The organism is Paenibacillus sp. JNUCC-31 (assembly GCF_014844075.1).
In the GTDB taxonomy this organism is placed as follows: Bacteria; Bacillota; Bacilli; order Paenibacillales; family Paenibacillaceae; genus Paenibacillus.
This window is the reverse complement of record NZ_CP062165.1, coordinates 4,582,252-4,605,659: the sequence shown is the minus strand read 5'-3', so window position 1 is coordinate 4,605,659 and position 23,408 is coordinate 4,582,252. Positions and strand designations below refer to the sequence as shown.

The window sequence follows — 23,408 nt, the reverse complement described above, 5'->3', positions numbered from 1 at the left end:
CAGTCTGCATCGTCAAATGAATGCTGTCGGGGTATAAAAACCAATCCCTCCAAGAAGCGGAGGGATTGATGTGGCAAATGTGACGAAAATGATTAGGCCTGACCTTTGTTTTCTTTTTTTCTTCTGGCAGAACTGAGGAGCATGGCTCCAGCAAATACAGCAATCAGTAATGAGAAGAAGATCACATTTGAGATATGGATACCAAAAGCACTCAACATCATTTTCACTGAAATAATAGCAATAAGGACAAATGCTGCTTTTTCCAGTTCAGGGAACTTGTCAATGAGTTTAAGGAAAACCTGTGCAACACCACGCATCATGAGCACCCCGATAATGCCTCCGAGGAAGAGTACCCAAATCTGCTCACTGATACCAAATGCTGCAATAACACTGTCAATACTGAAAGCAATATCCATCAACTCGACCATAAGCACGGTTTTCCAGAATGAATATTGCTTGCCTTCCTGATCTTCCTCTGCCTGAGACTTGAATAGTCCTTTGTAGGCAATGTACAAGAGGTATAACGCTCCAAGCACCTTGATCAAGGTAATCTTGACGAGGAATGTCCCCAGCCCAATGGCAATAAACCTGAAAATATAAGCTCCCAAAATACCATAAAACAACGCGCGCTTCTGTTGTTCTTTAGGCAAATGTTTAACCATAACGGCCAGCACTAACGCATTATCTGCGGATAGAAGCCCTTCCAGCAAGATCAGACTACCAATAATCCCCCAACTTACAGGGTCAGAGAGCGTAGCCACAATCTCGGTCCAAGAGAAAAAATGGCCATAGTTCTCGCTAATACTTTTGAAAAAATCACTTAACATGAAAAGAGAGCCTCCGCTAACTCAAATTGTTATTTACTGCCGGCAGTCCAGCGCATTCCCCACCCATGGGCTTCATCCAGGGCACGGTGTCCATTGTAGAACTGGACAATTCTCTCAATACTGAACGTCTCATCATTTACGTTGCGGAACATAGCAATTCCACACATTCCCAAGGAGCTTCCATATTCATTCATGCGCACGATAATATCAGGTCCGTCTTTCTGGTTGATCGTGACTACGCCATCGGCTTGTGACCAATTCGTAACCCCTTCATAAATGTAAGTGAACACCAGAATGCGCTTGATATCGGAGATATGCGCACCGTTAATGCGTAAATTCTCTCCAGTTCTCACGGACCCTGTTCGGTCATCTCCATCCAACGAAATGTATGGATATCGGTTCAAAGACCCGAATGATTCTCCCAGTGCCTGGATGACTCCTTTACTACCGTCCTTCATTTCAAACAGGCAACCGAGATCCAGATCCACACTCTTGTTTCGCCCGAATAACCCTCGGCTGGTCTGTTGATTCCAGTTGAGATTAATTAAAATCTCCCCAAGTCCGCCAGAATTTTTCTTCAGGTTGATCGTGTCGCCCTTTTTCTTCAGTTCAATCTTGTTAAGGTTCAGTTCAATCTTGGGTTGAGGCGGCTGAGCAGGTGGAGCTGGAGGCTTCGGTGCGGGCGGCTGGGGTGTTGGAGGAACAGGCTGTGAAGCTGAAGTATCACTCTCTACACTCACTCCAAAATTGCCGCACAGGGCATTCAGTCCGCCAGCAAAACCGGAACCCACCGCATTAAATTTCCACTCTCCATTATGTCGGTACAACTCGCCAATGACGATCGCCGTCTCGACTGTAAACCCACTGGCTAAGTCATATCTCAATGCTTCCTGTCCACTATTGGCATTCCCAAAGCGGATATAGGTATGCTGAACCTGTCCAAAGCTTTGGTTTCTGGACTCACCTTCATAAATCGTCAGACTGAACGCAATCTTCTCAATACGAGCAGGGATTTTGCTCAGATCAATATCAAATTGCTTTTTATCGGTCTGCTGAGGTGTGTCTTTATACGTAATAAATGCCGTTGTCGGCTGGTTATAAAAGATAAAATCTTCATCACCTGACACTTTACCGCCAGCACCAAGAAGGAATGCAGATGTATCAAGTTCAAGAGCTGAGGAAGAGTCCCAGCCAATACCAACCGTAAGACGGGAAAGCCCGGGATTGGTTTTGGTCAAGTCCGTCTTTTGCCCTTTGACGACAGTTACAGCCATAACAGGTTCACCTTTCTTCTTCTCTTATTGGGCGTCCAATCCGTAGTTCTGACACAGAGCTGCAAGTCCGCCAGCAAAACCGCTGCCGATCGCCTGGAACTTCCAATCCGCACCCGAGCGGTAGAATTCACAGAATACAACAGCTGTCTCGGTGGAGAAGTCTTCGCCCAGATCATAACGTAAAACCTCTCGCTCATTGGACGCATCTACAACGCGAACAAACGCATTGGACACCTGACCGAAATTCTGTGCGCGCGCTTCATAATCATAAATGGTTACGGTAATGCCAATCCGAGTAATATTTGCAGGGACTTTGCTGAAATCCACGATAATCTGCTCATCATCGCCTTCTCCCTCGCCTGTACGGTTATCCCCAGTATGCGTTAATGAACCTGCACCACCCGTTGGGTTGTTGTAAAAGACGAAGTCGTCCGTACCTTTGGCTTTGCCATCTTCATGAAGCAGAAATGCAGAAGCATCCAAGTCAAAGTCGACTCCACCGCTATATTTATTGGTATCCCATCCAAGGCCTACGACAACCCGTGTCAAGCCAGGGTTCGTTTTCGTTAGATCAATACGCTGTCCTTTAGCCAAGCTAATTGTCATATATTCGTCCACCTTTCTTTATTGTTGAAATACCTTTCTCTAATGAAAAGGAAAACCGCCAAATTGACGGCTTCCCTGACTTTTATATGGTCACAGATTAATAAATGAATCCTATTGCAGACCGTAGTCGCGCGTAAGGCCGACCAGACCGTCCTGATAACCGCTACCAATCGCGCTGAATTTCCATTCACCGCTATGACGGTACAATTCACCAACAACAACACCTGTTTCGATGGAGAAGTCTTCGCCCAGATCGAAACGGATCAGTTCTTCGGAATTCGCTTCATTCAGAATACGTACATATGCACGGGACACTTGTCCAAAATTCTGGCTGCGTTCCTGAGCTTCATAGATTGTGATGGTGAACGCAATTTTCTCGATATTCGCCGGAACATTAGGCAGATCGATTTTTACTTGCTCATCATCGCCATCTCCTTCGCCCGTACGGTTGTCGCCCGTATGCACTACCGAACCATTTTCATTTTGCGGGTTATTGAAGAAAATAAAATTCTTCTCTCCGTCAACCTTACCGTCCGCATTAGCGCAGAATACGGATACATCCAGGTCAAAATCCTTGCCGCCATCATATTTATTCGTATCCCAGCCCAAACCTACAGTGATTTTGGCCAGTCCTGGATTTGTTTTCGTTAAGTCGATCTTTTGACCTTTGGATAGATTGATAGCCATTCGATTCATCTCCGCTTCGCTGTAATATTAGATACAAAATGTTATTCCGGAAATCCAATATATTTCTACGTATAGCGACGTGCAAGCTCATCGATATGTACCGCATGAGCGCCTTCACCGATTGCAGAGAATTTCCACTCTCCACCATGTCGATACAATTCGCCACAGATGAGGGCTGTCATACCTGCATAATTATCGGATAGATTAAACTTTATTAATTCCTGTGAGTTGCTCCCATCCAAAATACGGATATAAGCTCGTTCAATCATGCCAAAGTCCTGCTTACGATTCACACAGTCATAAATATTAACGACGATAAGAATTTTATGAACATCGGCAGGTACAGAGGAGAGGTTGATTTTGATCTGCTCATCGTCCCCTTCACCTTCGCCAGTTAGATTATCTCCTGAATGAACTACAGATCTACAAAGACTTTGCTTGTTATGGAAGCAGACCAGATTGGTTTCCTTCGTTAACTTGCCATTCTCATCCAACAGCAAAGCCGAAGCATCACAATCGATATTCGCCTGCTTTTTTCTTCCGAAAAATCCTTTGGAGGCTAAAGGGTCCCAACCCAAACCGGCTATAACTTGAGTTAACCCTGCTTTACCCTTGGTTAGATCAATTTTTTGTCCCTTGACCAAATTAATACCAGCCACTGATATTCACCTCCTTTCAGCTTGAGATGCGTACTGTTTGCTACAAACTGAATTCACCTGGGTTCAACCCAAGGACCGTGCAGATTTCAGCTACGACTCTGCGCTCCTGATCATCGAAGTTACCGTCAGCAGAACCAATAGCACTACATACACCCACAATGACACGACCGACTTCCGGCTTGGACTTGAACTTGGCGATAGCTTTCAAGGCTTCCTGCTTCCCGATCTCGGGGGAAAACTCAAAATTATTCACATAGTGATTGAAACGTTCAATAACAACAGTCATATCAAATACTTTCAATTCCTGACTAAGATTTATGTATCCCGCCATCTTGTTTTTCTCCGAAGCATCGATCGTACCGTCTGCAAAAGCAACTAAAGCACAACCTGCCACTACAGCATCCATAAAATCCTTGTTCTTAAATCGTTTAACCTGCTCCTCAAGACCCTGTTTCGTCGAGTTAAGCCAATTTCTGAATGAGCTCATTGTTATCCTCCATTACTAGATTCATTTCACTTCAACTTCCTTTGCAAACTAGCAAAATACAATATACGTCATTACATCCTAATTCATGGCATAAAATAGTTAAATTATCCCTTTACTATACTCTATATTTTGTCATTTTTCTACATATAAAAACAAAAACATCTCATATACCATGAAGTATTTTATAAAGGGATATCATCTATTTTTTAAACGTTCTACATTTAATTACAAAATTCGACAAACAAAAAAAGAACAACCTCCAGAACCATGATGTTTCAGGAGGCTGTTCTTCACTTTTCATCCATATTATAGAATTTATACGCCAATAGCAATGCGCATTTATGCACAGTTATAACAAATGTTTTATTCGTTTAAAACTCATAAATCCAGCTTAACTATTCAACAATGCATTCAAACATACCGCACCCTGCTCGCGCACATTAACCACAATAATTGGCGTCTCCAGCATGCCGTGCATCCAGGACATATATTCCTCAACTTTAGCGTTGGGAAGGATCGTCAGAATGACCCCTGCGAAGCCTCCACCGTGGATGCGACAAGCGCCATCACCCAAGTTATGCAAATAATTCTCTGTCAGTGCCAGCGCGATCCCAATCTCCTGTTCCTTCACCGAACCGCTTTGATATACATTCTGGAGCCACTTCCAGGAAGAGTTCCCGGATGCCGTAATCAGGTTCAGGAAGTCAGCAAAACGCCCTTCACGAAGCGCCGACACTTGACCATCCACCCGATCATTCTCTGCCAGAAAATGAAGTGCACGCAGCACCGCACGATCTCCAGCAGCCTCACGGACCTGCTTGAGATTGGCATAGATTGCCTCAGCCGTAATTTCCCGAACATACTCACTGCCCAGCGCCTGAGCAACAGCTCTCATCTCATAAGGAACAGCAGCATAATCCTCTGTCAGATCCGCGTGGTTCCCACCTGTGTTCACAATCACGAGAGAGTATCCGTTCTCCTGAAAATCCCACTTTACAGGCTCAATCACCGGCTGTGCCGAATTTTCAAAATCAATTGCAATCAGCCCACCATAGGCACAAGCCATCTGATCCAGCAAACCGGACGGTTTGTTCCAATAGTGATTCTCCGCGTATTGACCAATCTTCGCCAGAGTTACAACATCCAGCGTACTTTCGTTGTAGAAATGGTTCAAGATCGTACAGATCAGCATCTCGAATGATGCCGACGAACTCAGGCCCGATGCCGAGAACACATTACTGGAGATGTACGCCTGAAATCCGCCTACTTTATATCCGAACTCCCCGAACCCTGCAGCCATACCACGAATCAAAGCCGTAGTGCCATCGTCCTCCGCCTTGGGTGCCAAATCCGTGAGATCGATACCATATTTCTGGTCATACCCTTCGGAATAAAAAGTAATTACCGAATCCGTCGTTGGCGCAGCTACCGCAATCGTATCCAGCGTAATACTGCCCGCCAGTACCTTACCGTGGTTATGATCCGTATGGTTGCCCCCAATTTCGCTGCGTCCAGCCGAGCTGAACAGCTTGCTGCCCTCTTGTACGCCGAAGTACTGTTCGAATGATTCATTGAGCTTCGTGTAACGTGCTGTCTGTTCTTCCAGTTGTTGCTGACCATACATTTGGGCAAGCAGCGTTTGGCCTGAAGTGGATTGGATCAGTGCCAATGGTTGTGTAGTCATGAATAATCCTCCTATGGATATGCAGCATGTATTTTTCTACGTGAATGATGAACGATAGCGGGATGACTTCATGCCCGTTTACTTTTCCATTATCTCAGCTTCGTTTCCGAAAAGGTAGGGTAGAATTGAAAGTTTGTAAGCGTTTTTTGAAGTTAATGCATTAACAATTCATACGGGCTTAACGTCACTCCAATGTAATTCGATTAATTCAGAAAAGGTGCAATACTCTTCTTCAACGAAGTTATCGGTTGGCCCATCAATTGCTCAAGATCCTTAGATGTAGATCCGGTATCAATACTGCTTAAAAAAGGATAGATCCAGTGCTGTACCGACACATCCTCGCTGTGAATGACGGTCTTGCCTGCAAACTCTGTAAGCACCTCTGCCAGGTCAGCAAAGGTCCAAGTCCGTGGCGCGGCCAGCTCATATATCCGCTGCTCATGACCTTTCTCTGCGAGTACGTTCGCAATGGCCCGTGCAAGATCACTGCGTGTAACCGCATTAAACCGCCAATCTCCGGCTGGAGTTGTTAGCACGCCACTTTGTATCGCCTCCTGTAGTCCAAGGACATTCACAAAATCAATATACAGCCCATTGCGCAAAATCGTATACTTCATCCCCGAATCAAATATGACCTGCTCGGTAAGTCTATGCACGTTACTTGAACCTTTAAGGCCCGTCTGTGGGAAAGCAAAACTGGTATAAAGGATATGTTCAACTCCAGCGTTCTTCGCCGCATTGATTACACTTGTATGTTGAGTTAGCCGGACTGTATCATCGTTATGCGAGCTGGAAATCAGTAGCAATTTATTCACACCGGCAAAGGCTTTCTGTAGCGTTTCCGGCCTATCATAGTCAATACAGCGAACCTCCCCACCCTGATCCTTTAAAGCTTTTAAGGTTGCAGACATCCCCCCATTACGGACTCCTGCGATAATTTCTGTAGCGGGGACCCTGACTAGCATATTTGCAATAATCATATTGCCTAATTGTCCTGTGGCTCCGGTAATCATGATCGTCATCCTGCTTTTCCCTCCTGTAAATGAATTGCAACAAATAGTTAAGTCATTAACTAAATAGACAGAGTGATCCACTGAACTACAACATGTTCCTCACTGAACCAATCCTATCCCTTTCCACACATATCTTGCCTCAGAATCGACTGATCTTAGCATCGTTTTAGACTGCATTAAGGATTAAGACCTGTTCAGCTTCTGCAACAAAGCAATCAACTGATGCTGCTCCTGTTCATTCAACTTGCCCATTTGCCCAGCCACAGCTTCACGGTTACCCGGCAGATGCTCCCTCAACAATGTTCGTCCTGCATCGGTAATGGAAATCACCGTCTTGCGACCATCTCGGGCATGTTCAGCCCTCGCAATGTAGCCATCACGCTCCAGCGGTGTCAGCAGCAAGCTAATGTTGGCCTTGGTGACACCGATTTTTTCGGCAAGCACTGAAGGAAGCATCGTTCCCCCATCTTTGGCAATCTCTACGAGTATGCGAATTCTTGCTCCATTCAGCCCTTGGGATTGCCAGTATTTCTCCGACACGGCCACCAGATTGGCAGTCGCCTCAACCATCGTAAAAAAAGCTTCATTGGGCAGTGGCAGACGAAGCAAATATTCTTGCAGCGTATCTTGTTTAGGATCAATTGGCAGTAGGTTCTCTTCTTGCAGATTATCCATGTGTTCTGTCCTCTCCATTTAGTTAATAGCTTAACTATATAGGCAAAGATAACTCACCCCATAGAAAATGTCAATTCATTATTTCTTTTCTATAAAAATCAAAACGCTTGCACATAAATGAACCCTTTTTCACCCATTCTATACTTTCAAATGGTAAAATTAGGATTGCACTCCATTATACAATAACTTAAATTTGTATTAAAAAGGATAAATATGGTTTTATACAGGTTGATGTAGAACTGCTTTGAATCTGATGGTGGAGGAAACTATGAAGATCAAGTCGAACTATACTAAACTCTTTGGTGCGTTCTCTCTTACTTTCTTGGGTGATGGACTTACGCTCGCTGCGGTTCCATGGCTCATTTCCAATCTTACGACCGATACTTTATATGCCTCCATAACCATGACAGCCCTCCGTTTGCCCTGGCTTCTCTTCAGTCTGCCCGTGGGCGTTCTAATCGACCGATATTCTCGCAAACATATGCTGATCGGAGCAGGCTTTACTCGAATGATTCTTCTCCTTGTGCTGACTTTATGTATATGGGGAGGCTGGGTGAGCATTCCGATTCTGGCTCTGTTCATGTTTGGTATCGGACTGAGTCGAGTCGTATTCGACAGCACGGTGCAGACGATCATCCCGCAACTTGTAGATGAAAGTAAATTAGAGAAAGCCAATGGGCAGTTCACCGCTGGACAGTTAATGACGAGTGATATTCTGGGCGTTGCTCTGGGAGGGTTCATCATCACCCTGCATATTGTCTTTCCTTTTGCGATAGACACCGTGACGGCTGTTGTTGCTTTGCTCTTTTTAATCAGTTTGAAGGGAAACTTTTACCCAGGGGATACGGAAGCAACCAGGAAGGAAGCTCGCCCAATGAAGAATTGGAAACGGGAGATGTGGTCCGGGATTCAATATGTGTATCATGATCGTTTTCTCCGTGGTTTGGCGATTCTGTCCGTCACGATTACGCTGATGTATTCGATCATTCTGGCCACTCAAATCTTCTTTGTACGAGATGTCCTTCAGTTGGATGCTTTTGCATTCGGTATATTAATCTCCATTGCAACAATCGGCAGCATCGTGGGGAGCCAGGCCGTTGCTTATATGCGTAAGAAATGGAGTACAAAACAATTAATTATCTCCTCCATTTTGTGTATGGGCATCATCTACGGTGTGGTGGGTTTAACCACGAACGCCTATTGGGTAGGCGGCTTGTATTTCTGTGCTGCATTTTTCATTATCGTCTACAATGTTACACGTTCTTCAATCCTGCAACGTTCCGTACCTAATGAGTTGCTCGGCAGGGTTGGAAGCGTGTTTCGCTTTTTGTCTTTTGGGATTAGTGCCGTTGGTACCTTGCTTGGCGGATTACTGGTGCGAGTCAGCGAAACAACATTCGATAGAGTATTTTCGTTACAACTGCCTTACCTCGTTTGATGAAGCCACTATCGATTCTTGTTTTTAACATTATAAATACCCTGTCTATATTTCACAGTGACTTAGTGACACCATGGAATATAACAGGGCTTCTGAATTCGGTTAGTTAAGTATATACGCTCGTCTTTCATTCGGCATTAAACAGTTGTTTGCAGAACTCCGAGTACGTAGGTACATGCTCCAACTCGTAATTCATGATTTTAATGATCAATCCTTCAACAATGGTCTGTGACAGGTCGTCACGTTCCTGGGGTTTAACCTGATATCTCATCCGCTGAATGATAGGTTGAAATGCACTGATAATTTGAAGCATGCTCTCTCGATCTCCATTCTGTGCCCTCCGCACTGCATCATAGAATTCAACCTTGTTTTGATTCATCTTTAATCACCGCTTTGATTACCTCTATAAGAGTACTGATATTCACTGAGAGTTGATCCAGCTTCTTCTCGAATCGGGTAAATAAATATAATGTAATCATGATGGGAAAACCGACCTGACTGATTCCCCCTATAAAAGTTGCAAATGAGCTATTATCCATTGCTTACTCCTTTCTCCATTACGGTTTTCATTTTTTTCAGAGCTGTATTTCTTGTCTTCGCTATGGCCTGCTGGCTGACCTGAAGCCTGCTCGCAATTTCATGATCGTGGTAGCCTTGTCCATAATATAGCGTGGTGACATGCTTCTGCTTATCCGTTAAACTCTCAAATGCCGATTCCACATGCTCATCAGCAAAACCCTCTTGGAAATTCATAGAACGTTCATCCGATTGTAGAATATCCGCTGAAGTTTGATAGGCACTCATCGTCTCACCGATACACACACTGGACTCGTCCGAGGATGGCCTGTCATAGATCAATACATTTCGAGCTGCATAACGCTGATTCCGCCGCATCTGATCGATACTCATGAATTTGAGCGATGATGTGACATAAGTGATAAATCGAAATTGAAAGAAATATTTGCGGAACGCCTCATTTAACTCTTCTTCCTTACCAGCCTCCCCTCTCAAGGACTCCAACAGTAACTTCTGGTGCTTCTCCTGCTCAAAAAAGTTTAGAACAACCCGATTATGGAATAACGCTGGATTTTGGTGCTTGTACTCCTCAAACTGTGCAGTAACCGCAAGTGTTGTGTAATCACTAGTCTTCTCTAGGGTACTCATCTGACTCCCCCTCCTTTAATCTTTATATATAAGAAGGCGTTCTTACCAATAGAAAAAACAACCATTAATAAGAACATTTGTTCCCTTTATTATACTATATTTTTTTCCATATCGTACAAAATAACTAAAAGATCATCCTTTAGGATTACTTATCCCCATGATCCATAGATATACAAAATAAGACACCAGCACAATTAGGCCGATGTCTTATTATCACTTTTAGATTGATATAGCTTACCTGAGTGTTTTAAGTAGCTTTTGGGTATTCATCGAGGCGTCTGATCGAATCCAGCCGGATCGTGACCTTCCTGGTTTTGCGATTTTCGGAAGAAAACCAGTCTTTCAATGCTGAATACTCGCTTGTTTCCAACGCTGCCGTTTCAATAGTGAATTCGTTATTATCATTCCAATCATATGAGATGATGGGCCAAGTCGGCTTCAACATGAATGGCTCTTCAAGATCAGCTGATGTATACGGAATGACTTTTAATGGTTTGAGATCCACGGCAACAAGGATTTGTCTACGGACCAGGCCGCCTTCATCATAAGCATAACGAATTAACATCTTTCCTTGATCTGGAGAAAGTTTATAATCCTGAAATATGCCGACAGGCATGGTTAGACTTTCGCTCTTACTTCCATCTGTTTTAACTAAAATGGTGGAACAATCCTTGGTCCCACAGCCATATTTCAGTATCGCATACGTTTCGGAAGAAGGTACATCCAACGACGTAAATTGAGTACGAGCAATCTCCGATTGGATATCTGCTTCATTTAATAAATAATTCTTATACTGAGGAATGTCGTTAAGGGATAATTTTATGGATTTCCCCTCACTTTTGATTTCAACGATATCAGGTAAAGTCGATAATTCGGTATGCGGGAGTTCCGTCTCCGTGGCAACTGTTTCAGCTGCCTCACTCGCGGATGAGTTGGTTATGTACAACCAAACCAGACTCCCCGTACCAACAATGAACAAGAGCAAGAAGAAGATCGTATATTTTTTCATAACCATTTTCCTCATTTCAGGTTGTTTTATAGTCGACTTCGTTCGCCTTATGAGTATTCCCAAACATAAGGAGATGAAGTTATATGGCACTTACAGACAGCTTGAAAGACAAATTGTTGAGAAATACCGGATTCTTTGAAGGCAACAATGGATATTCGAACGTTACTGGTAATTTTGATGGACAGGGACTTTCCTTTGGTATCATTCAGTACAATTTTGGACAAGGTACTTTGCAACCTCTACTGAAGGAGTACATCCAGAACAATGACACCGAGTTCAAAGCCGTCTTCGGTACCTCCAAAGCCGCGACTCTGAAAGATGTGGTCAACAACAAAACAAAATCACAGCAAATTGCTTGGGGTGAAAGTATCTCAACAAGTGGTGGTAATGTGGTATCCGAGTGGAAGACACTGTTTGAGTCCATGGGGGCAAAGTCTGCGAACCAGGCACTTCAGCGTAAATACGCCGAAAGTTATTTTAATCGTGCCATCACCTTCGCTGGCAAATTCGGCATTATTAGCACGCAGGGGCTTGCATTCTTATTCGATCATTCCGTGCAGTCCTGGAGCCTTTCCGGAGAAAGCTCCATTATTTCCGAAATTACATCTCTCGAAAAAGCATGGAGAGATATGGGCGAGACAGGTCGTTATCCCGACAAAGACCGATTGTATTCTGTCTTGAAAGGAGTTAGCGGCTCAGATCCGATTGCCCGTAGAACAGCGATCCGTAACGGATCAGGCACCGTACACGGAAAAAGTTATAACATTTCAACATTTGGATTGTCATACTCGACCAACTTTTAATACGGTAAAAGTGGACACCCCTTTGTGGGGTGTTTTTCCAATTTAAAAGCATTATATAATAAGGAACTTTGATGCGGGTTTCAGTTCTGTCTCAAAGCTTCAAGGAATAGAACCAAAATTGTAACAATTAGTAAATCACCTATTTGGTTAATTATTCCACTCACCTGTTAAAATTAAGGTACCACAAGGCAAATCCTCCTTGACTGTAACGTAAGGTCATACTTGATAATGAACTCAAGCTAACATGAAGGAGAGATTAAAGATGAAGATTACCGCATTACGCTCGGATAAAATCTATGAAGAGATCATCAAGGCCGCACCCGATGAGAAGTTGGAGCTATATCGCGAGCATATGATGGGTCCATTTATGAACAAGTGGAACATTCAACAGATTCCGTTTCGATCCAGTGAGCCTAACGGCTTCGACGTGATTATGATGAACAATTTCATGAATATCGCTCCCGCAGATATAACAACTGAGATTAACGAACCGTTAGCAGCGATCTCGTCTGAAGCATTTTGGCAAAAGTGTCATGAAGCCGTTACAACAAGCTTTTCCACCTTTACTGATCACGGGATTGAACTACCGGTCTCCGAATATCTGTACACGATTTTATTGGGGGATCAGAACAGCCCGTCGCTACAAATGAATGAAGGCATATGTGGAGATGGCGGCATCCCTGGTTATATTATGGCGAACCTGATTCCGGGTGCGTATACTTTACCACGTATGCAATCCGTGTTAGCTCATGAATGCAATCATAATGTGAGATATCAATTTATCCAGTGGAATCCACAGATTACGCTTGGAGAAATGGTTGTTAGTGAGGGGTTGGCCGAGAACTTTGCGACATCTTTGTATGGAGAAGAGTTACTAGGACCCTGGGTATCCAAAACGAATATGGAAACATTGAATACCATAATCAAGCCAAAAATGAAAGACCAGCTGCATGTCACCGGTTTTGACCAGATGAATCCGTATCTGTACGGCGATGAACTTGCGAAGATGCAAAACTTCACTCCCGTAGGGATGCCATATGCTGCTGGTTATGCCTGCGGCTATCACTTAATCCAATATTATTTGAACAAAACAGGCAAATCGATTACCGAAGCAACTATCACTCCGGCAAGTGACATCCTTGCGGAAACAAAGGACTTTTGGAATGAAGACACCGTACTTCACCGTTAAAGATATCATTCAGATTACCGGCATCACCAAACGCGCATTACATTATTATGATAGAACGGATCTATTAAAACCGAGCAAAGTCGAGGGCAATGGCTATCGGTATTACGATCAGGAAGCACTGGGGAATCTGCAAATGATTCTGTTGTTCAAAGAAATGAATTTCTCATTGAAAGACATTGCAGCTATGATGCAGCTTTCCAAAGAAGAACAGAAAGATATTCTAAGAGAGCATCGCAGTACGCTCGTTCAACGAAAACAAAAGCTCGAAACGATCATCGGCCAGTTGGACGAGTATGTGGATGGAACGGATATCGCTCAACTCAATCTGTTTGGCGACTCCCCCATCCTGTCCATTCAAGAACAATATGAATCCGAGGCGAAGTTCGTTTACGGGGATACAAAGAAATATCAGGAATTCAAAGCTAATATGGGCCAGTTGTCAGTGGAAGAACAAGAACAAGCCTACCAGCAGTTTTCGGTCAACATGGAGCAGGTATTTCGGGAATTGGCGAAGCATCAGGAGTTGTCTCCTGCTTCTGGTGAGGTACAAGCCTTAGTGCGTGAATGGAAGAGTTGCCTGGAACAGTTCATGGTCTGTGATGCTGAGATTCTGAGATGTATTGCGGAGGCCTATACGACGGATCGTCGATACGCGGGTTATTTTGATCAGTTTGGCGATGCGGAATTCTTGGAATTTTTGTATCGGGCGATTATGGTTTTTGTGGAGGGTGAGGAAGTATAAGATTTTTTCTATGCCTAACGAAATATGTGGGAGGTTTCAGTCCAAACAAAACAAAGAACCTTTGGTTGTATTCTTCATGGATTCGGAATGCATCCAAAGGTTTTTTTCCAATACTTTAACGTTCCAACGTTTTACTTTTCCTTTTTTTTGAATCGTTAATTTAATATAGATCAAAAGTTTAAAACCAACTCTTTGCTCCAGAATTCCTCTAACCATCCAATTTGTTGACCTATATTGTCAGCCTCTGATCGTTAGTTTGATCCTTTATTTCGCCACCATACCTTCAAAGTTCTTATTCATATAAATTTTATTATCGATAAAATAAAAACTAGGATCATGGGAAATAATTATGGTAATATTTGCGATGGATCTATTTTTTATAATGTCGATAACACATTCCTTGACTGCTGTATCTAAAGCCGAAGTCGGCTCATCCAGAATAAGAATTTCTTTTTGTAAAACAAGAGCTCTTAAGAAGCCAATTAATTGTTTTTGCCCCCCAGATAAATTACTTCCTCCGTTTCCTATTTCGGTATCCAACTTATTTTCGAAATTCAAGAATACATCTAAGTTATAATCTTTAATGAGCTTATTTAAATAACTCAACTTAGAATCATCACTCCCTAGAAGTATATTATCTAGTATGGTTCCCTTAAATAAATGAATATTTTGAGAAACTACGCCTATCTTTTCCCTTAGATCATTCAGCTTAATTTTAGTAAGATCAACATCATTAAGCATGATTTGACCATCACTGGGATTATACAGACCTAATAATAATTTAATTAAAGTTGATTTCCCTGATCCGTTAGACCCCAGAATCAAAATGGTCTCCCCTTTGATAATTGTCTGATTAAAATTTCTAATGACTTCCCGTTTGTCTGCATAATTAAAACTAACATTTATAAATTCAATTTTTTCTATACCACCAATAAGATTCCTGTCTCTTTCATCTCCTTCATCACCATAGCCAAGAAATTCTTGAATTCTTCGAATGCTTACAAGTATGGGTTGAATAGTAATACCAGCTGTTGAGTAGACTTGAAGGTTTCCTAATATTCTGGACAAGTAACCTGTGAAAGCTATGTAACTCCCGATAGTAAAAGCATGATCTATGATTAGAAGCCCGGATAAGTATAAAATTCCTGTACCAATGAATGCACTCATAAAAGAAAAATTCTCAAAGTAAAAATTTAAATTTCGATTCATATTTACAATGGATTCTTTTACAATTTTGGATAATTTCTCAACTTTATTCATTTGAATTGTTTTCAAATCTAGTATTTTAATCTCTTCTATAGAATTAATTGTCTCAAATACTCCACCTGCCATGATTGCGGAATCCTCATTCATTTGAGTGACTGATTTTTTTATTCTACTTGAAAAGTAAACAGAAAGGACAACATAAAAGGGGAGCATGATCACAACAACTAAAGATAAGTAAAGGTTAATTTTGAATATCATCATCAAAGAAATAACAAAATCGAAAACTCCTACTACCATATTAATCATGGATGGGGAAAATAAATTAGAAACATTCGAACTCTCTGAAATTCTTGACATCAGATAGCCTTTTTCTTTTTTATTGACGGATTGTAATATGAAGTGCGACACCTACTGTAAATAAAAAATGGCTCATAGCCTGATTCGTGTAGAATGAAAGTTACCACACAAGCATTCACACAAGGAGAATCAGTCCATGAGTTATTCACATCTTAGCATAATCGAACGCAGCAAGCTAGAAATCCTCCACAGACAAGGAAAAAGCTCAAGAGCCATTGCAAAAGAGCTGGGAAGGCACTCATCCACGATTTGCCGTGAACTAGATCGTGCTACTTCATCACAACCCTATCAGGCAGAACACGCTCAGAACGCTTATGAGGAGCGTCGTAAAGCCTCTGTCTCTCCAGGTAAATGGTCAGACAGCTTGGCTGCTTCACTGGAGGAAAAGCTGGAGGCAACGTGGTCTCCGGAACAGATCACTCAACGCTTCCGTACCGAAGGCCGGCGTGTAGTCTCCTTCAAAACCATCTATCGCTGGATCTACGCTGGGCGCTTGGTTCGAGGTGTATTACAGGTTCTTCGGCACAAGGGGAAGCGCCAGAAACCCGCAGAAACTCGCGGTAAATTCGCTATTGGTCAATCCATTTCAGATCGCCCCAAAGAGGTTCGTTCCCGTGAAACGTTTGGACACTGGGAACTGGATACCGTCGTATCGGGTCGTGGGAAAAGTAAAGGCTGCGTAGCGACGTTGATTGAACGCAAAACACGCCTATATACCGCTGTTCTCATGCCCGACCGTACCGCGTTGTCGATGGAGATTGCGCTCGGTGTAGCTATCTCACAGTACCCTACAGGGACCTTCCTCACAGCTACGGCTGATCGAGGAAAGGAGTTTGCATGCTATGCCAATCTGGAAACGACCCATAACCTGCACGTTTATTTTGCTGATCCGTATTCGTCTTGGCAACGCGGTTCCAACGAGAATGCAAACGGGTTGCTTCGAGAGTTTTTCCCTAAAGGTACCGATCTCGCTCAAGTGGACGATGAAGATCTCGCCCATTCACTCGATCTAATGAATCACAGACCACGAAAATGCTTGGGTTGGAGAACCGCTCACGAATATTCGATTTCCATTGTGTCGACATTTGATGGAGTATATTTAGAATCTCCATAAACAATAGCATTTTCAGGTAAATCATCTCTGACTATATCAACATTTCCTGTTATATCATCGTAAAAGTAGTTATTCTTCTTGGTTGAAAAATAAAATCCCCTTTTCATGAGCAGTAACCAAAGCTAAGCTTTACGTTCACTTTGGTTTTACCTCCTTAATTAAGGTGAGGGTCAGCCCCGCAGAATAGCTGACTAACGCAGAGCCAACCCAAAATACATTCCTTTCACTAGTGATTATTAAACCAGTCAAGTGATTCAGAAGCTATAATGGCACCTGCTACATCAACCAATGGGACTGGGCCGTCGGCAACACAAGTCCCTACACACACTAAACAACCAGTTGTACATTTACTCCAAGTTGGAGTAACATCGGAATTCGTAATCTCTGACATGCGATCACCTCATTTCCGTGTTATTATTTATTTTAAAATTCCACTTAGTAGAGCTTTAAAATCATTTTGAAAATTTCCTTCTATGCCCTTTGTTTAGATTTATTGGTGTACATTAGACGAATCCATACTAACAAATAAATTAATCCTAAAAAAACAATATAATTGTTATCAAAAAAACCTTTGTCCATAATTAAGACGGAAAATATAAAATGCGCGACTATAGTAACAGCTAGAAATATCAATAAAATAGTAGAACTCGTTTTGTAAGAAAGTTTATTGGTTAAGAAAAAATCTTTGAGAATATACAATATAGCCACAATGAGACCTAGATAAATCAGGAATTTATAGTTTAGATCAGGCCAAAGATTTTCTATAGTCACAAAGCATAAAATCACAATTACCCCTAAAAGAACATTCAAACCAACATATTTTTTCATTTGTGCTCCTTTCTCATCTCCAACTGGGATTATAATACAATTATACATTTTGTTTTCTTTTATTCAATCACCAGTCTTTATTTTTTTGTGTGAGTTCTGTGTCAAGATAAATTTTTAATTTCACTAAATTTACTTAAAATAGACGTTTTTCAACTACATTTATCCTCTTCTTAAATAAAATATATTCCGCCCCCCACTCAAAATGTATACACAACGGATATAGACAGATCTCCTTCATCCAACATTACAGCACCGCCCGTTCCTCCGTATCCTGCACCTGAAAATTCTAACGAAACACCTCATTCTGGAACTGTATGAATGCACCTCTTAAAAGAACACAAAACGAAAAAACGCATTTCCATAACAAAATGTATGAAAGGTACGTTTTTTCAAGTATAGTTCAGTGAGTATTTTATTTTCCTCTGTTCAAACCACGAGCATTTACACTTTCCTTACAGCCTTATCCATCTGCCTCTCCGTTCGTTGCTGCTGCACCTCATCCAGATACTGCGTGAATCGGGACTCGCCAGAGTAGCTAAGGAACAGCCATTCCAGGGCTCTAGTCATTCCAATGTAGAAGCGGGACACTTCCCGCTCATCCACTTCATCTGTTTTGCCAACCTTGCGTGGCATCGTTTCAATGGAAATGATAAACACAGCCCTGAAATCCAAGCCCTTTGCACTATCGATAGTTAGAATTTTAATGCTTTCCTCTTCCCGATCAAAACTCTTCTTGCTCTGGTCATCTCTGGTCACCCAATTATACGCAAGACTGTTATCGTTTAGAGCTTGCTGCATCTCACCAATAATGTTAATCCCTTGATGTTCCTGTACCCTATACAGGATTGCAATATCCTTCAGGGCAAACGATTTTTCCCGTCGTAAAAAGTCAATGGACTTGGCAACAAACGCCATCTCGGCCTGAGTGCTCCGGCTTTTGTAGATCAGAGGCTCTGGCCCTTTACGCTTCGTGAACTGAGGCGGTATAATCTCGATTCCGTCTACCGTAGTACTTATGACTTTCTCCTGTAGCTTGGAATACTCCTTGTAGAAATCCCATGCGAATTGCACGATCTGAGCCGTGTTCCTGTAGTTGATCGTCAGTATTTTGGAGCGGCCACGAAAATTTAACCCTGTATCTTGGGCCAAGCTGTTCTTTCGTTTGAAAATGGTTTGTGCCCGATCCTCCACCAGCAGCAAGGACTGCGTGTCAGCATTCAGGCAAGCGCTCACCAGCTTCAACCATTCTGGTTCGAAGTCCTGCCCCTCGTCGATCAATATGGCATCATATTCCGGCAACTCTTCCAGCCCTTGCTCCACCTTCTCCAGCAACGCTGGCAACTTCCTGTCGATGATGCGAAAATGTTTACCCAGCCACGAGTGGAACGTGCTCACCTGAATATTCGATGTATGCGCTGAAGCCGCATCACCATCGGCAAAATCAAATAAATCCTCAGGCTCCGCCATCTTCTGTACAATCGCCTGCTTCAAATATTGGGACAGTGTAGAACCATAGCACAGAACAAGGATATTCCAGTTCGGATTGGCCTTGGCCAACATCCGGGCCCGACTGACGAGCACCAGCGTTTTGCCACTACCCGCTACTCCACGGATCAAACGGTGCCTGTCCCCGATTTGCTTCGCCAGTTTTTCCTGATGCAGATCCATCGTCTTGATATTATGTAGGGATAATAATAGCTGGTCTTGATGAGGTACGACTTCTTTACGCTCCGCGCTAATCCGCACTTCGGGAAACAGATGGTACCGGATCGCCTGCACATCCTCATCGGTCAAGGTGTATCGATTTCGAGTCGGCACCGTGAACATGTTCAGCAGCTTCTCGATCAGGATTGTTTCCGAGAAATCCTCATCCTCAGGGTCGATCTCTTCCCTGGTCAGCACAAACACAGGATCAATGACGCTGTATAAATCCATGTGCAGAAAATCCTTTTGCTTCAGGCGGGTAAAGACGACCCCATACCCATAATTGAATTTCAAATATCCCGGCGTTCCCTCTTTAATTAGGTTCTTGTCCTTCTTCAATTGATCCGCAATGAGAAATGCGTAGTCTCTCGCTTGCTTCAACGGACTCCGGGCGGTAACCGTCTCTCCTGCCGTATTGCGCAATATCCATTCATCCCGGTTCACCTGATGCAGCGTTCCTTTCGTATAATCCTTCACTTCAAGCACAAGCAGGCCGAGGTCTGGCCCGATAATCACGATATCCGGTCGTCTTCCACGAATCTCAGGTTCATAATATACGATGTAGTCTTCTGGAAGATGTTTCTTCAGTGTCTCAAATAACAGCCTTTCTCCAGCTGTCGCTTTCTTCGGAATAGCTTCGGGTACTGTATATGCCATGCGAACCGCTCCTAGTCAAAATCTATAATTGCTATACAGACATTATCCACCATAAAACCACAATTTTCCACAATAGATTTATATATGGATCTATACTTCATTCCGTTGCAGACGAAATCTATCAGGTGCTAACTCAAAAAAAGAGACTCCGATATTCAGAGTCACTCTTTTGCAAAAATGGGAAACTAAACTCTTTTTCCGTTGTTATATACTAATAAGTACCAATTCCAATTTCCGCTTACTTTTTCAGTTGCCCAAGTAACAGTAACTTTACCGAGCGCCAGAAAGGTTGTTTATTATGAAAAAGTTAATCACCAAGTTAGCCTCTGTACTAGGTTACGGTCTTTTAATTGCCCTGGCTATTTTTTTTCTTATAGCGTTAATCGCCATTATAATTCTGGCTATTTATGAATTTAAAAACTAGATATTGTGATCAATTAATCGATCAAAAAAATATCTTCAAGTAAATCTAATCGTAAGAGATTACCCCCGCTCAAAATGCGCATGCAACCGATACAAACAAATCTCCTTCGTCCAGCGATACAGGACCGCACGTTCCTCCGCATCCTCCACCTGCACATTCAGCGAAAAGACTCCATCCACAAACCGGGTTATGCTGCCCTTCGCGCTGCTCCACTTCGTCATCGGCATATCAACAATCAACTTTTCAATCTCTGTTGCCGTCTTCTCATTCCACTCCCAGAGCGCAAGTTTGCCTTTGTCCGAAAAGTCTTTCCGTTTCCGGTACTCCTTCTCCGTCAGATACGTATGGAAGAACCTTGCCATCTCCCCCGGTGTGATCGGGTCCATCCAGTGCGCTTCTCCTCGCTCCAGCATGTACAGCAGCACAATCATTTTATAGCTTTTGTTCATAACCGTCTTCTCCACATCCCGCAGCCACGTTTCATGCCGGACGTATATCTCTCCCTCATATGGGGACAGCAGTTCTGCCCAATGCAGAAACCCTACATACGAACCAAATTCGCTCCTGTACCCGATACTCTTCGAATGCCCCATGAGATGCAGTTCCAGATAAGTCGGAATACGCCCCAGTTCTCGCTTCACATTCAGAAAATCCTGATGCAGCTTTTCGCGGCGCGGTAGCCGTTTGCGGCTTAGCTCCTGAAGCAGGTTCACCACTCGGGTCTCCAGATGAATCCCACAGTTAGCCGGAACCTCAGGCACAGCCGAATCCATCGCTTTCCCGCTTCGTTCCTCATCTCCACGCACGTCCAGCAGACTCAGCTTCACATCCGCATTTCGGTAGTTTCCGATCAGGTCGATGATAACACAATGCGATTTTCCCTCCGCCAGCCTTAGACCACGCCCCACCTGCTGGGTGAATACCGCAAGTGACTCCGTTGGACGCACGAACAACAACGTGTCCACACATGGAATATCTGTCCCCTCATTGAACAGATCCACCGTCAGCACAACCTCCAGCTCACCCGCATCAAGCTGGCGAATGGCTTCCTCCCGCGACATCTCCGATGTGCGCGAATGCAGACTGAGCACCTTCACGCCCTGACTGCGGAAATAGGCAGCTAAATAGTCCGCCTGGCGGATCGATGAGCAAAAGCCAATCGTTCTCGTCTGCTTGTGCCGCACCCAGGCCGCATAGATCGTCTCCACATGCTCCTCTTGCAACTGAACGGCCATGAGCTGTTCTTCATCATACTTTGTCCCGATCCAGCGGATCTGCGAATAGTCCGTATCATCGAATACTCCGTAATATTGAAATGGCGCCAGCCAACCTCGCCGGATCGCTTCAATAAAATGCATCTGGTACGCCACATTCCCATCACAGAGCGCATACACATCCTTGCCATCCAGTCGATCCGGGGTAGCGGTAATGCCCAGCAGAAACCTCGGCTGAAAATGCTCGATCACCGACATATACGTCTTAGCTGCCGCATGGTGGAACTCATCCACCACGATCAGATCGAATGCATCCGCCGCAAAACCATCCCGGTGTCGCTGCATACTCAGTGTAAAGATCGAAGCATACACACAATCCGCCGCTCCATCCTTATGCTGCCCGTTGTAAATACCGTGACTGCGCTCCGGCATGATCCGCTGAAAAGACTTCTTCGCCTGGAACAAAATCTCTTCCCGATGCGCCACAAACAGTATCCGCTTGAACCGCTGGGCGAAGAAACCCGCCAGATACGTTTTGCCAAGCCCGGTCGCCATAACGACCATCGCCTTGTCATACTGCTCTTCCATCGTGCCTTCCAACGCTTCAAGTGCATCGAGCTGCGCAAACCGCGGCTGAATGGGTACAAGCGACAGCTCGGCGGTTTCCTCCTCTGTTTCCTCCGGCAGCCCTGTGCCGAACTCCGCTTCTTCCATCTCCGTGATCCGCTGGATCATCTCCGGGTTCTTCTGGTGATACTTCCGGTACTCTTCTTCATACAGCGCAATCGAATCCGGGTTCACTGGTAATGTCGTCTCATGGTAGAAGCTCTGCATGAACTTGTCCAAGGCCATCTGGAACGTATACGGTTCCGCCTCGGCATTCATCGCGAGATTCCATTCATACCCCGTCTTCAGCGCCGTGAATGAGAAGTTCGACGAGCCGACGATCAGCAGTCCTTCCCCGTTGTCATGATCGAACAGATAGGCTTTTGGGTGAAAAGAAGTTCCCATACTTCGCCACAGTCGTGCCTCAATTCGTGGATCTACCTCACACAGCGCCCGCAGTCCTTCCGGCTGCGTAATATACAGATAGTCTCCCGCGAGCATCCGTACCTCGGCTCCACGTTCTGCTGCCCGTTTCAAATGCGGAGCAAGCAGCTTCACACCAGACTGCATGATAAAGGAAGTCATAATATAAATCCCGGACGCATGCTGCATCCGGGAAATGAGTTCGTCTGCCAAGTTATCTGTAATGAGTTTAACGTTAAGCTTCGTCGACATCGATCAGATACACCCGTTCCTGGAATCCACCACGCGCCTCGGCTTTGTCTGCCCGAAGCTTGTCTAGCTGGGCCGCATTCGCACCATGCACCTCCGCCAGCGCCTGGATCACCTCCAGCATGTCGGCTAGTTCTTCCAAAGCTTCCTGATCACTCGCTGCACTCATGTATTCTTCAGACTCTTCACGCAGCTTCGTTCTTAGTTCTTGCTTATATTCCTCCGGGTCCAGAATGCGTGTGCGGCATTCCTTACCACTGGATGTGATAATATGCGGAATCTTGTCCCGCACCAATTTGTTGTATGTAGGCATGTGGTATAACATCCTTTCTGCTGTGAGAGCTTCAAGCCTCGCGCCAGAATCTCCCT

General features: G+C 43.9%; 22 protein-coding genes. 5 read left to right on the top strand and 17 right to left on the bottom strand.

The window, feature by feature from the left end; all coding sequences use genetic code 11:
- Positions 1-92: 92 nt before the first annotated feature.
- The 9 genes from JNUCC31_RS20005 to JNUCC31_RS19965 form a co-directional block, all read right to left on the bottom strand.
- Entirely contained in the window at positions 93-827 is a 735-nt protein-coding gene (locus JNUCC31_RS20005; protein WP_192263803.1) for a TerC family protein, read from the bottom strand.
- Between the two features lie 29 nt (positions 828-856).
- Positions 857-2,101 (bottom strand): TerD family protein, encoded by a 1,245-nt coding sequence (locus JNUCC31_RS20000; RefSeq protein ID WP_192263800.1) that lies wholly within the window; start codon positions 2,099-2,101, stop codon positions 857-859.
- Between the two features lie 24 nt (positions 2,102-2,125).
- A complete protein-coding gene (locus JNUCC31_RS19995) occupies positions 2,126-2,707 on the bottom strand; it encodes a TerD family protein (RefSeq protein WP_192263797.1) in 582 nt (193 codons plus the stop codon).
- A gap of 111 nt (positions 2,708-2,818) precedes the next feature.
- Complete coding sequence (locus tag JNUCC31_RS19990; protein WP_192263794.1) at positions 2,819-3,394, bottom strand: TerD family protein; 576 nt, start codon at positions 3,392-3,394, stop codon at positions 2,819-2,821.
- A 65-nt stretch (positions 3,395-3,459) separates the two neighbouring features.
- Entirely contained in the window at positions 3,460-4,053 is a 594-nt protein-coding gene (locus tag JNUCC31_RS19985) for a TerD family protein (RefSeq protein ID WP_192263791.1), read from the bottom strand.
- Positions 4,054-4,093: 40 nt separating this feature from the next.
- Positions 4,094-4,540 carry a tellurite resistance TerB family protein gene (locus JNUCC31_RS19980; protein WP_192263788.1) on the bottom strand — a complete coding sequence of 149 codons (447 nt, stop codon included), beginning with the start codon at positions 4,538-4,540 and terminating at the stop codon, positions 4,094-4,096.
- A 391-nt stretch (positions 4,541-4,931) separates the two neighbouring features.
- Entirely contained in the window at positions 4,932-6,224 is a 1,293-nt protein-coding gene (locus JNUCC31_RS19975) for a galactokinase (RefSeq protein WP_192263785.1), read from the bottom strand.
- A 203-nt stretch (positions 6,225-6,427) separates the two neighbouring features.
- Positions 6,428-7,246: an SDR family oxidoreductase gene (locus JNUCC31_RS19970; protein WP_192263782.1), complete on the bottom strand. Its 819-nt coding sequence runs from the start codon at positions 7,244-7,246 to the stop codon at positions 6,428-6,430.
- Positions 7,247-7,420: 174 nt separating this feature from the next.
- The gene (locus JNUCC31_RS19965) at positions 7,421-7,912 is read right to left on the bottom strand and encodes a MarR family winged helix-turn-helix transcriptional regulator (protein WP_192263779.1); all 492 of its coding nucleotides are present in this window, start codon (positions 7,910-7,912) and stop codon (positions 7,421-7,423) included.
- 268 nt (positions 7,913-8,180) lie between these two features.
- On the opposite strand from JNUCC31_RS19965, the gene JNUCC31_RS19960 reads away from it, so the two are divergent.
- Complete coding sequence (locus tag JNUCC31_RS19960; RefSeq protein WP_192263776.1) at positions 8,181-9,350, top strand: MFS transporter; 1,170 nt, start codon at positions 8,181-8,183, stop codon at positions 9,348-9,350.
- Between the two features lie 127 nt (positions 9,351-9,477).
- Here the strand turns inward: JNUCC31_RS19960 and JNUCC31_RS19955 are convergent, their stop codons facing one another.
- From JNUCC31_RS19955 to JNUCC31_RS19940, 4 genes are all read right to left on the bottom strand, one after another.
- Positions 9,478-9,729 carry a helix-turn-helix domain-containing protein gene (locus tag JNUCC31_RS19955; RefSeq protein WP_192263773.1) on the bottom strand — a complete coding sequence of 84 codons (252 nt, stop codon included), beginning with the start codon at positions 9,727-9,729 and terminating at the stop codon, positions 9,478-9,480.
- Entirely contained in the window at positions 9,710-9,889 is a 180-nt protein-coding gene (locus tag JNUCC31_RS19950; protein ID WP_192263770.1) for a YvrJ family protein, read from the bottom strand. The genes JNUCC31_RS19955 and JNUCC31_RS19950 overlap by 20 nt, the downstream gene beginning before the upstream one ends.
- Positions 9,882-10,514 (bottom strand): sigma-70 family RNA polymerase sigma factor, encoded by a 633-nt coding sequence (locus tag JNUCC31_RS19945; protein ID WP_192263767.1) that lies wholly within the window; start codon positions 10,512-10,514, stop codon positions 9,882-9,884. Before JNUCC31_RS19945 ends, JNUCC31_RS19950 begins: the two co-directional genes overlap by 8 nt.
- Before the next feature lie 247 nt (positions 10,515-10,761).
- A complete protein-coding gene (locus tag JNUCC31_RS19940; protein ID WP_192263764.1) occupies positions 10,762-11,523 on the bottom strand; it encodes a hypothetical protein in 762 nt (253 codons plus the stop codon).
- 83 nt (positions 11,524-11,606) lie between these two features.
- Between JNUCC31_RS19940 and JNUCC31_RS19935 the strand changes: the two genes are divergently transcribed.
- The 3 genes from JNUCC31_RS19935 (at position 11,607) to JNUCC31_RS19925 (ending at position 14,257) form a co-directional block, all read left to right on the top strand.
- The gene (locus JNUCC31_RS19935; protein WP_192263761.1) at positions 11,607-12,326 is read left to right on the top strand and encodes a hypothetical protein; all 720 of its coding nucleotides are present in this window, start codon (positions 11,607-11,609) and stop codon (positions 12,324-12,326) included.
- A gap of 262 nt (positions 12,327-12,588) precedes the next feature.
- Positions 12,589-13,515 carry a DUF2268 domain-containing putative Zn-dependent protease gene (locus tag JNUCC31_RS19930; RefSeq protein WP_192263757.1) on the top strand — a complete coding sequence of 309 codons (927 nt, stop codon included), beginning with the start codon at positions 12,589-12,591 and terminating at the stop codon, positions 13,513-13,515.
- Positions 13,490-14,257: a MerR family transcriptional regulator gene (locus tag JNUCC31_RS19925; RefSeq protein ID WP_192263754.1), complete on the top strand. Its 768-nt coding sequence runs from the start codon at positions 13,490-13,492 to the stop codon at positions 14,255-14,257. Before JNUCC31_RS19930 ends, JNUCC31_RS19925 begins: the two co-directional genes overlap by 26 nt.
- Positions 14,258-14,521: 264 nt before the next feature.
- Here the strand turns inward: JNUCC31_RS19925 and JNUCC31_RS19920 are convergent, their stop codons facing one another.
- Positions 14,522-15,871 (bottom strand): ATP-binding cassette domain-containing protein, encoded by a 1,350-nt coding sequence (locus tag JNUCC31_RS19920; RefSeq protein ID WP_228469127.1) that lies wholly within the window; start codon positions 15,869-15,871, stop codon positions 14,522-14,524.
- Between the two features lie 85 nt (positions 15,872-15,956).
- Between JNUCC31_RS19920 and JNUCC31_RS19915 the strand changes: the two genes are divergently transcribed.
- Positions 15,957-16,934 (top strand): IS30 family transposase, encoded by a 978-nt coding sequence (locus JNUCC31_RS19915; protein WP_192263748.1) that lies wholly within the window; start codon positions 15,957-15,959, stop codon positions 16,932-16,934.
- Between the two features lie 1,269 nt (positions 16,935-18,203).
- Here the strand turns inward: JNUCC31_RS19915 and JNUCC31_RS19910 are convergent.
- The 3 genes from JNUCC31_RS19910 to JNUCC31_RS19900 form a co-directional block, all read right to left on the bottom strand.
- Positions 18,204-20,123 (bottom strand): 3'-5' exonuclease, encoded by a 1,920-nt coding sequence (locus tag JNUCC31_RS19910; RefSeq protein WP_192263745.1) that lies wholly within the window; start codon positions 20,121-20,123, stop codon positions 18,204-18,206.
- A gap of 483 nt (positions 20,124-20,606) precedes the next feature.
- Positions 20,607-23,042: a DEAD/DEAH box helicase family protein gene (locus JNUCC31_RS19905; protein ID WP_192263741.1), complete on the bottom strand. Its 2,436-nt coding sequence runs from the start codon at positions 23,040-23,042 to the stop codon at positions 20,607-20,609.
- Positions 23,026-23,352 (bottom strand): nucleoside triphosphate pyrophosphohydrolase, encoded by a 327-nt coding sequence (locus tag JNUCC31_RS19900; RefSeq protein WP_192263738.1) that lies wholly within the window; start codon positions 23,350-23,352, stop codon positions 23,026-23,028. The genes JNUCC31_RS19905 and JNUCC31_RS19900 overlap by 17 nt, the downstream gene beginning before the upstream one ends.
- Between the last annotated feature and the right edge of the window lie 56 nt (positions 23,353-23,408).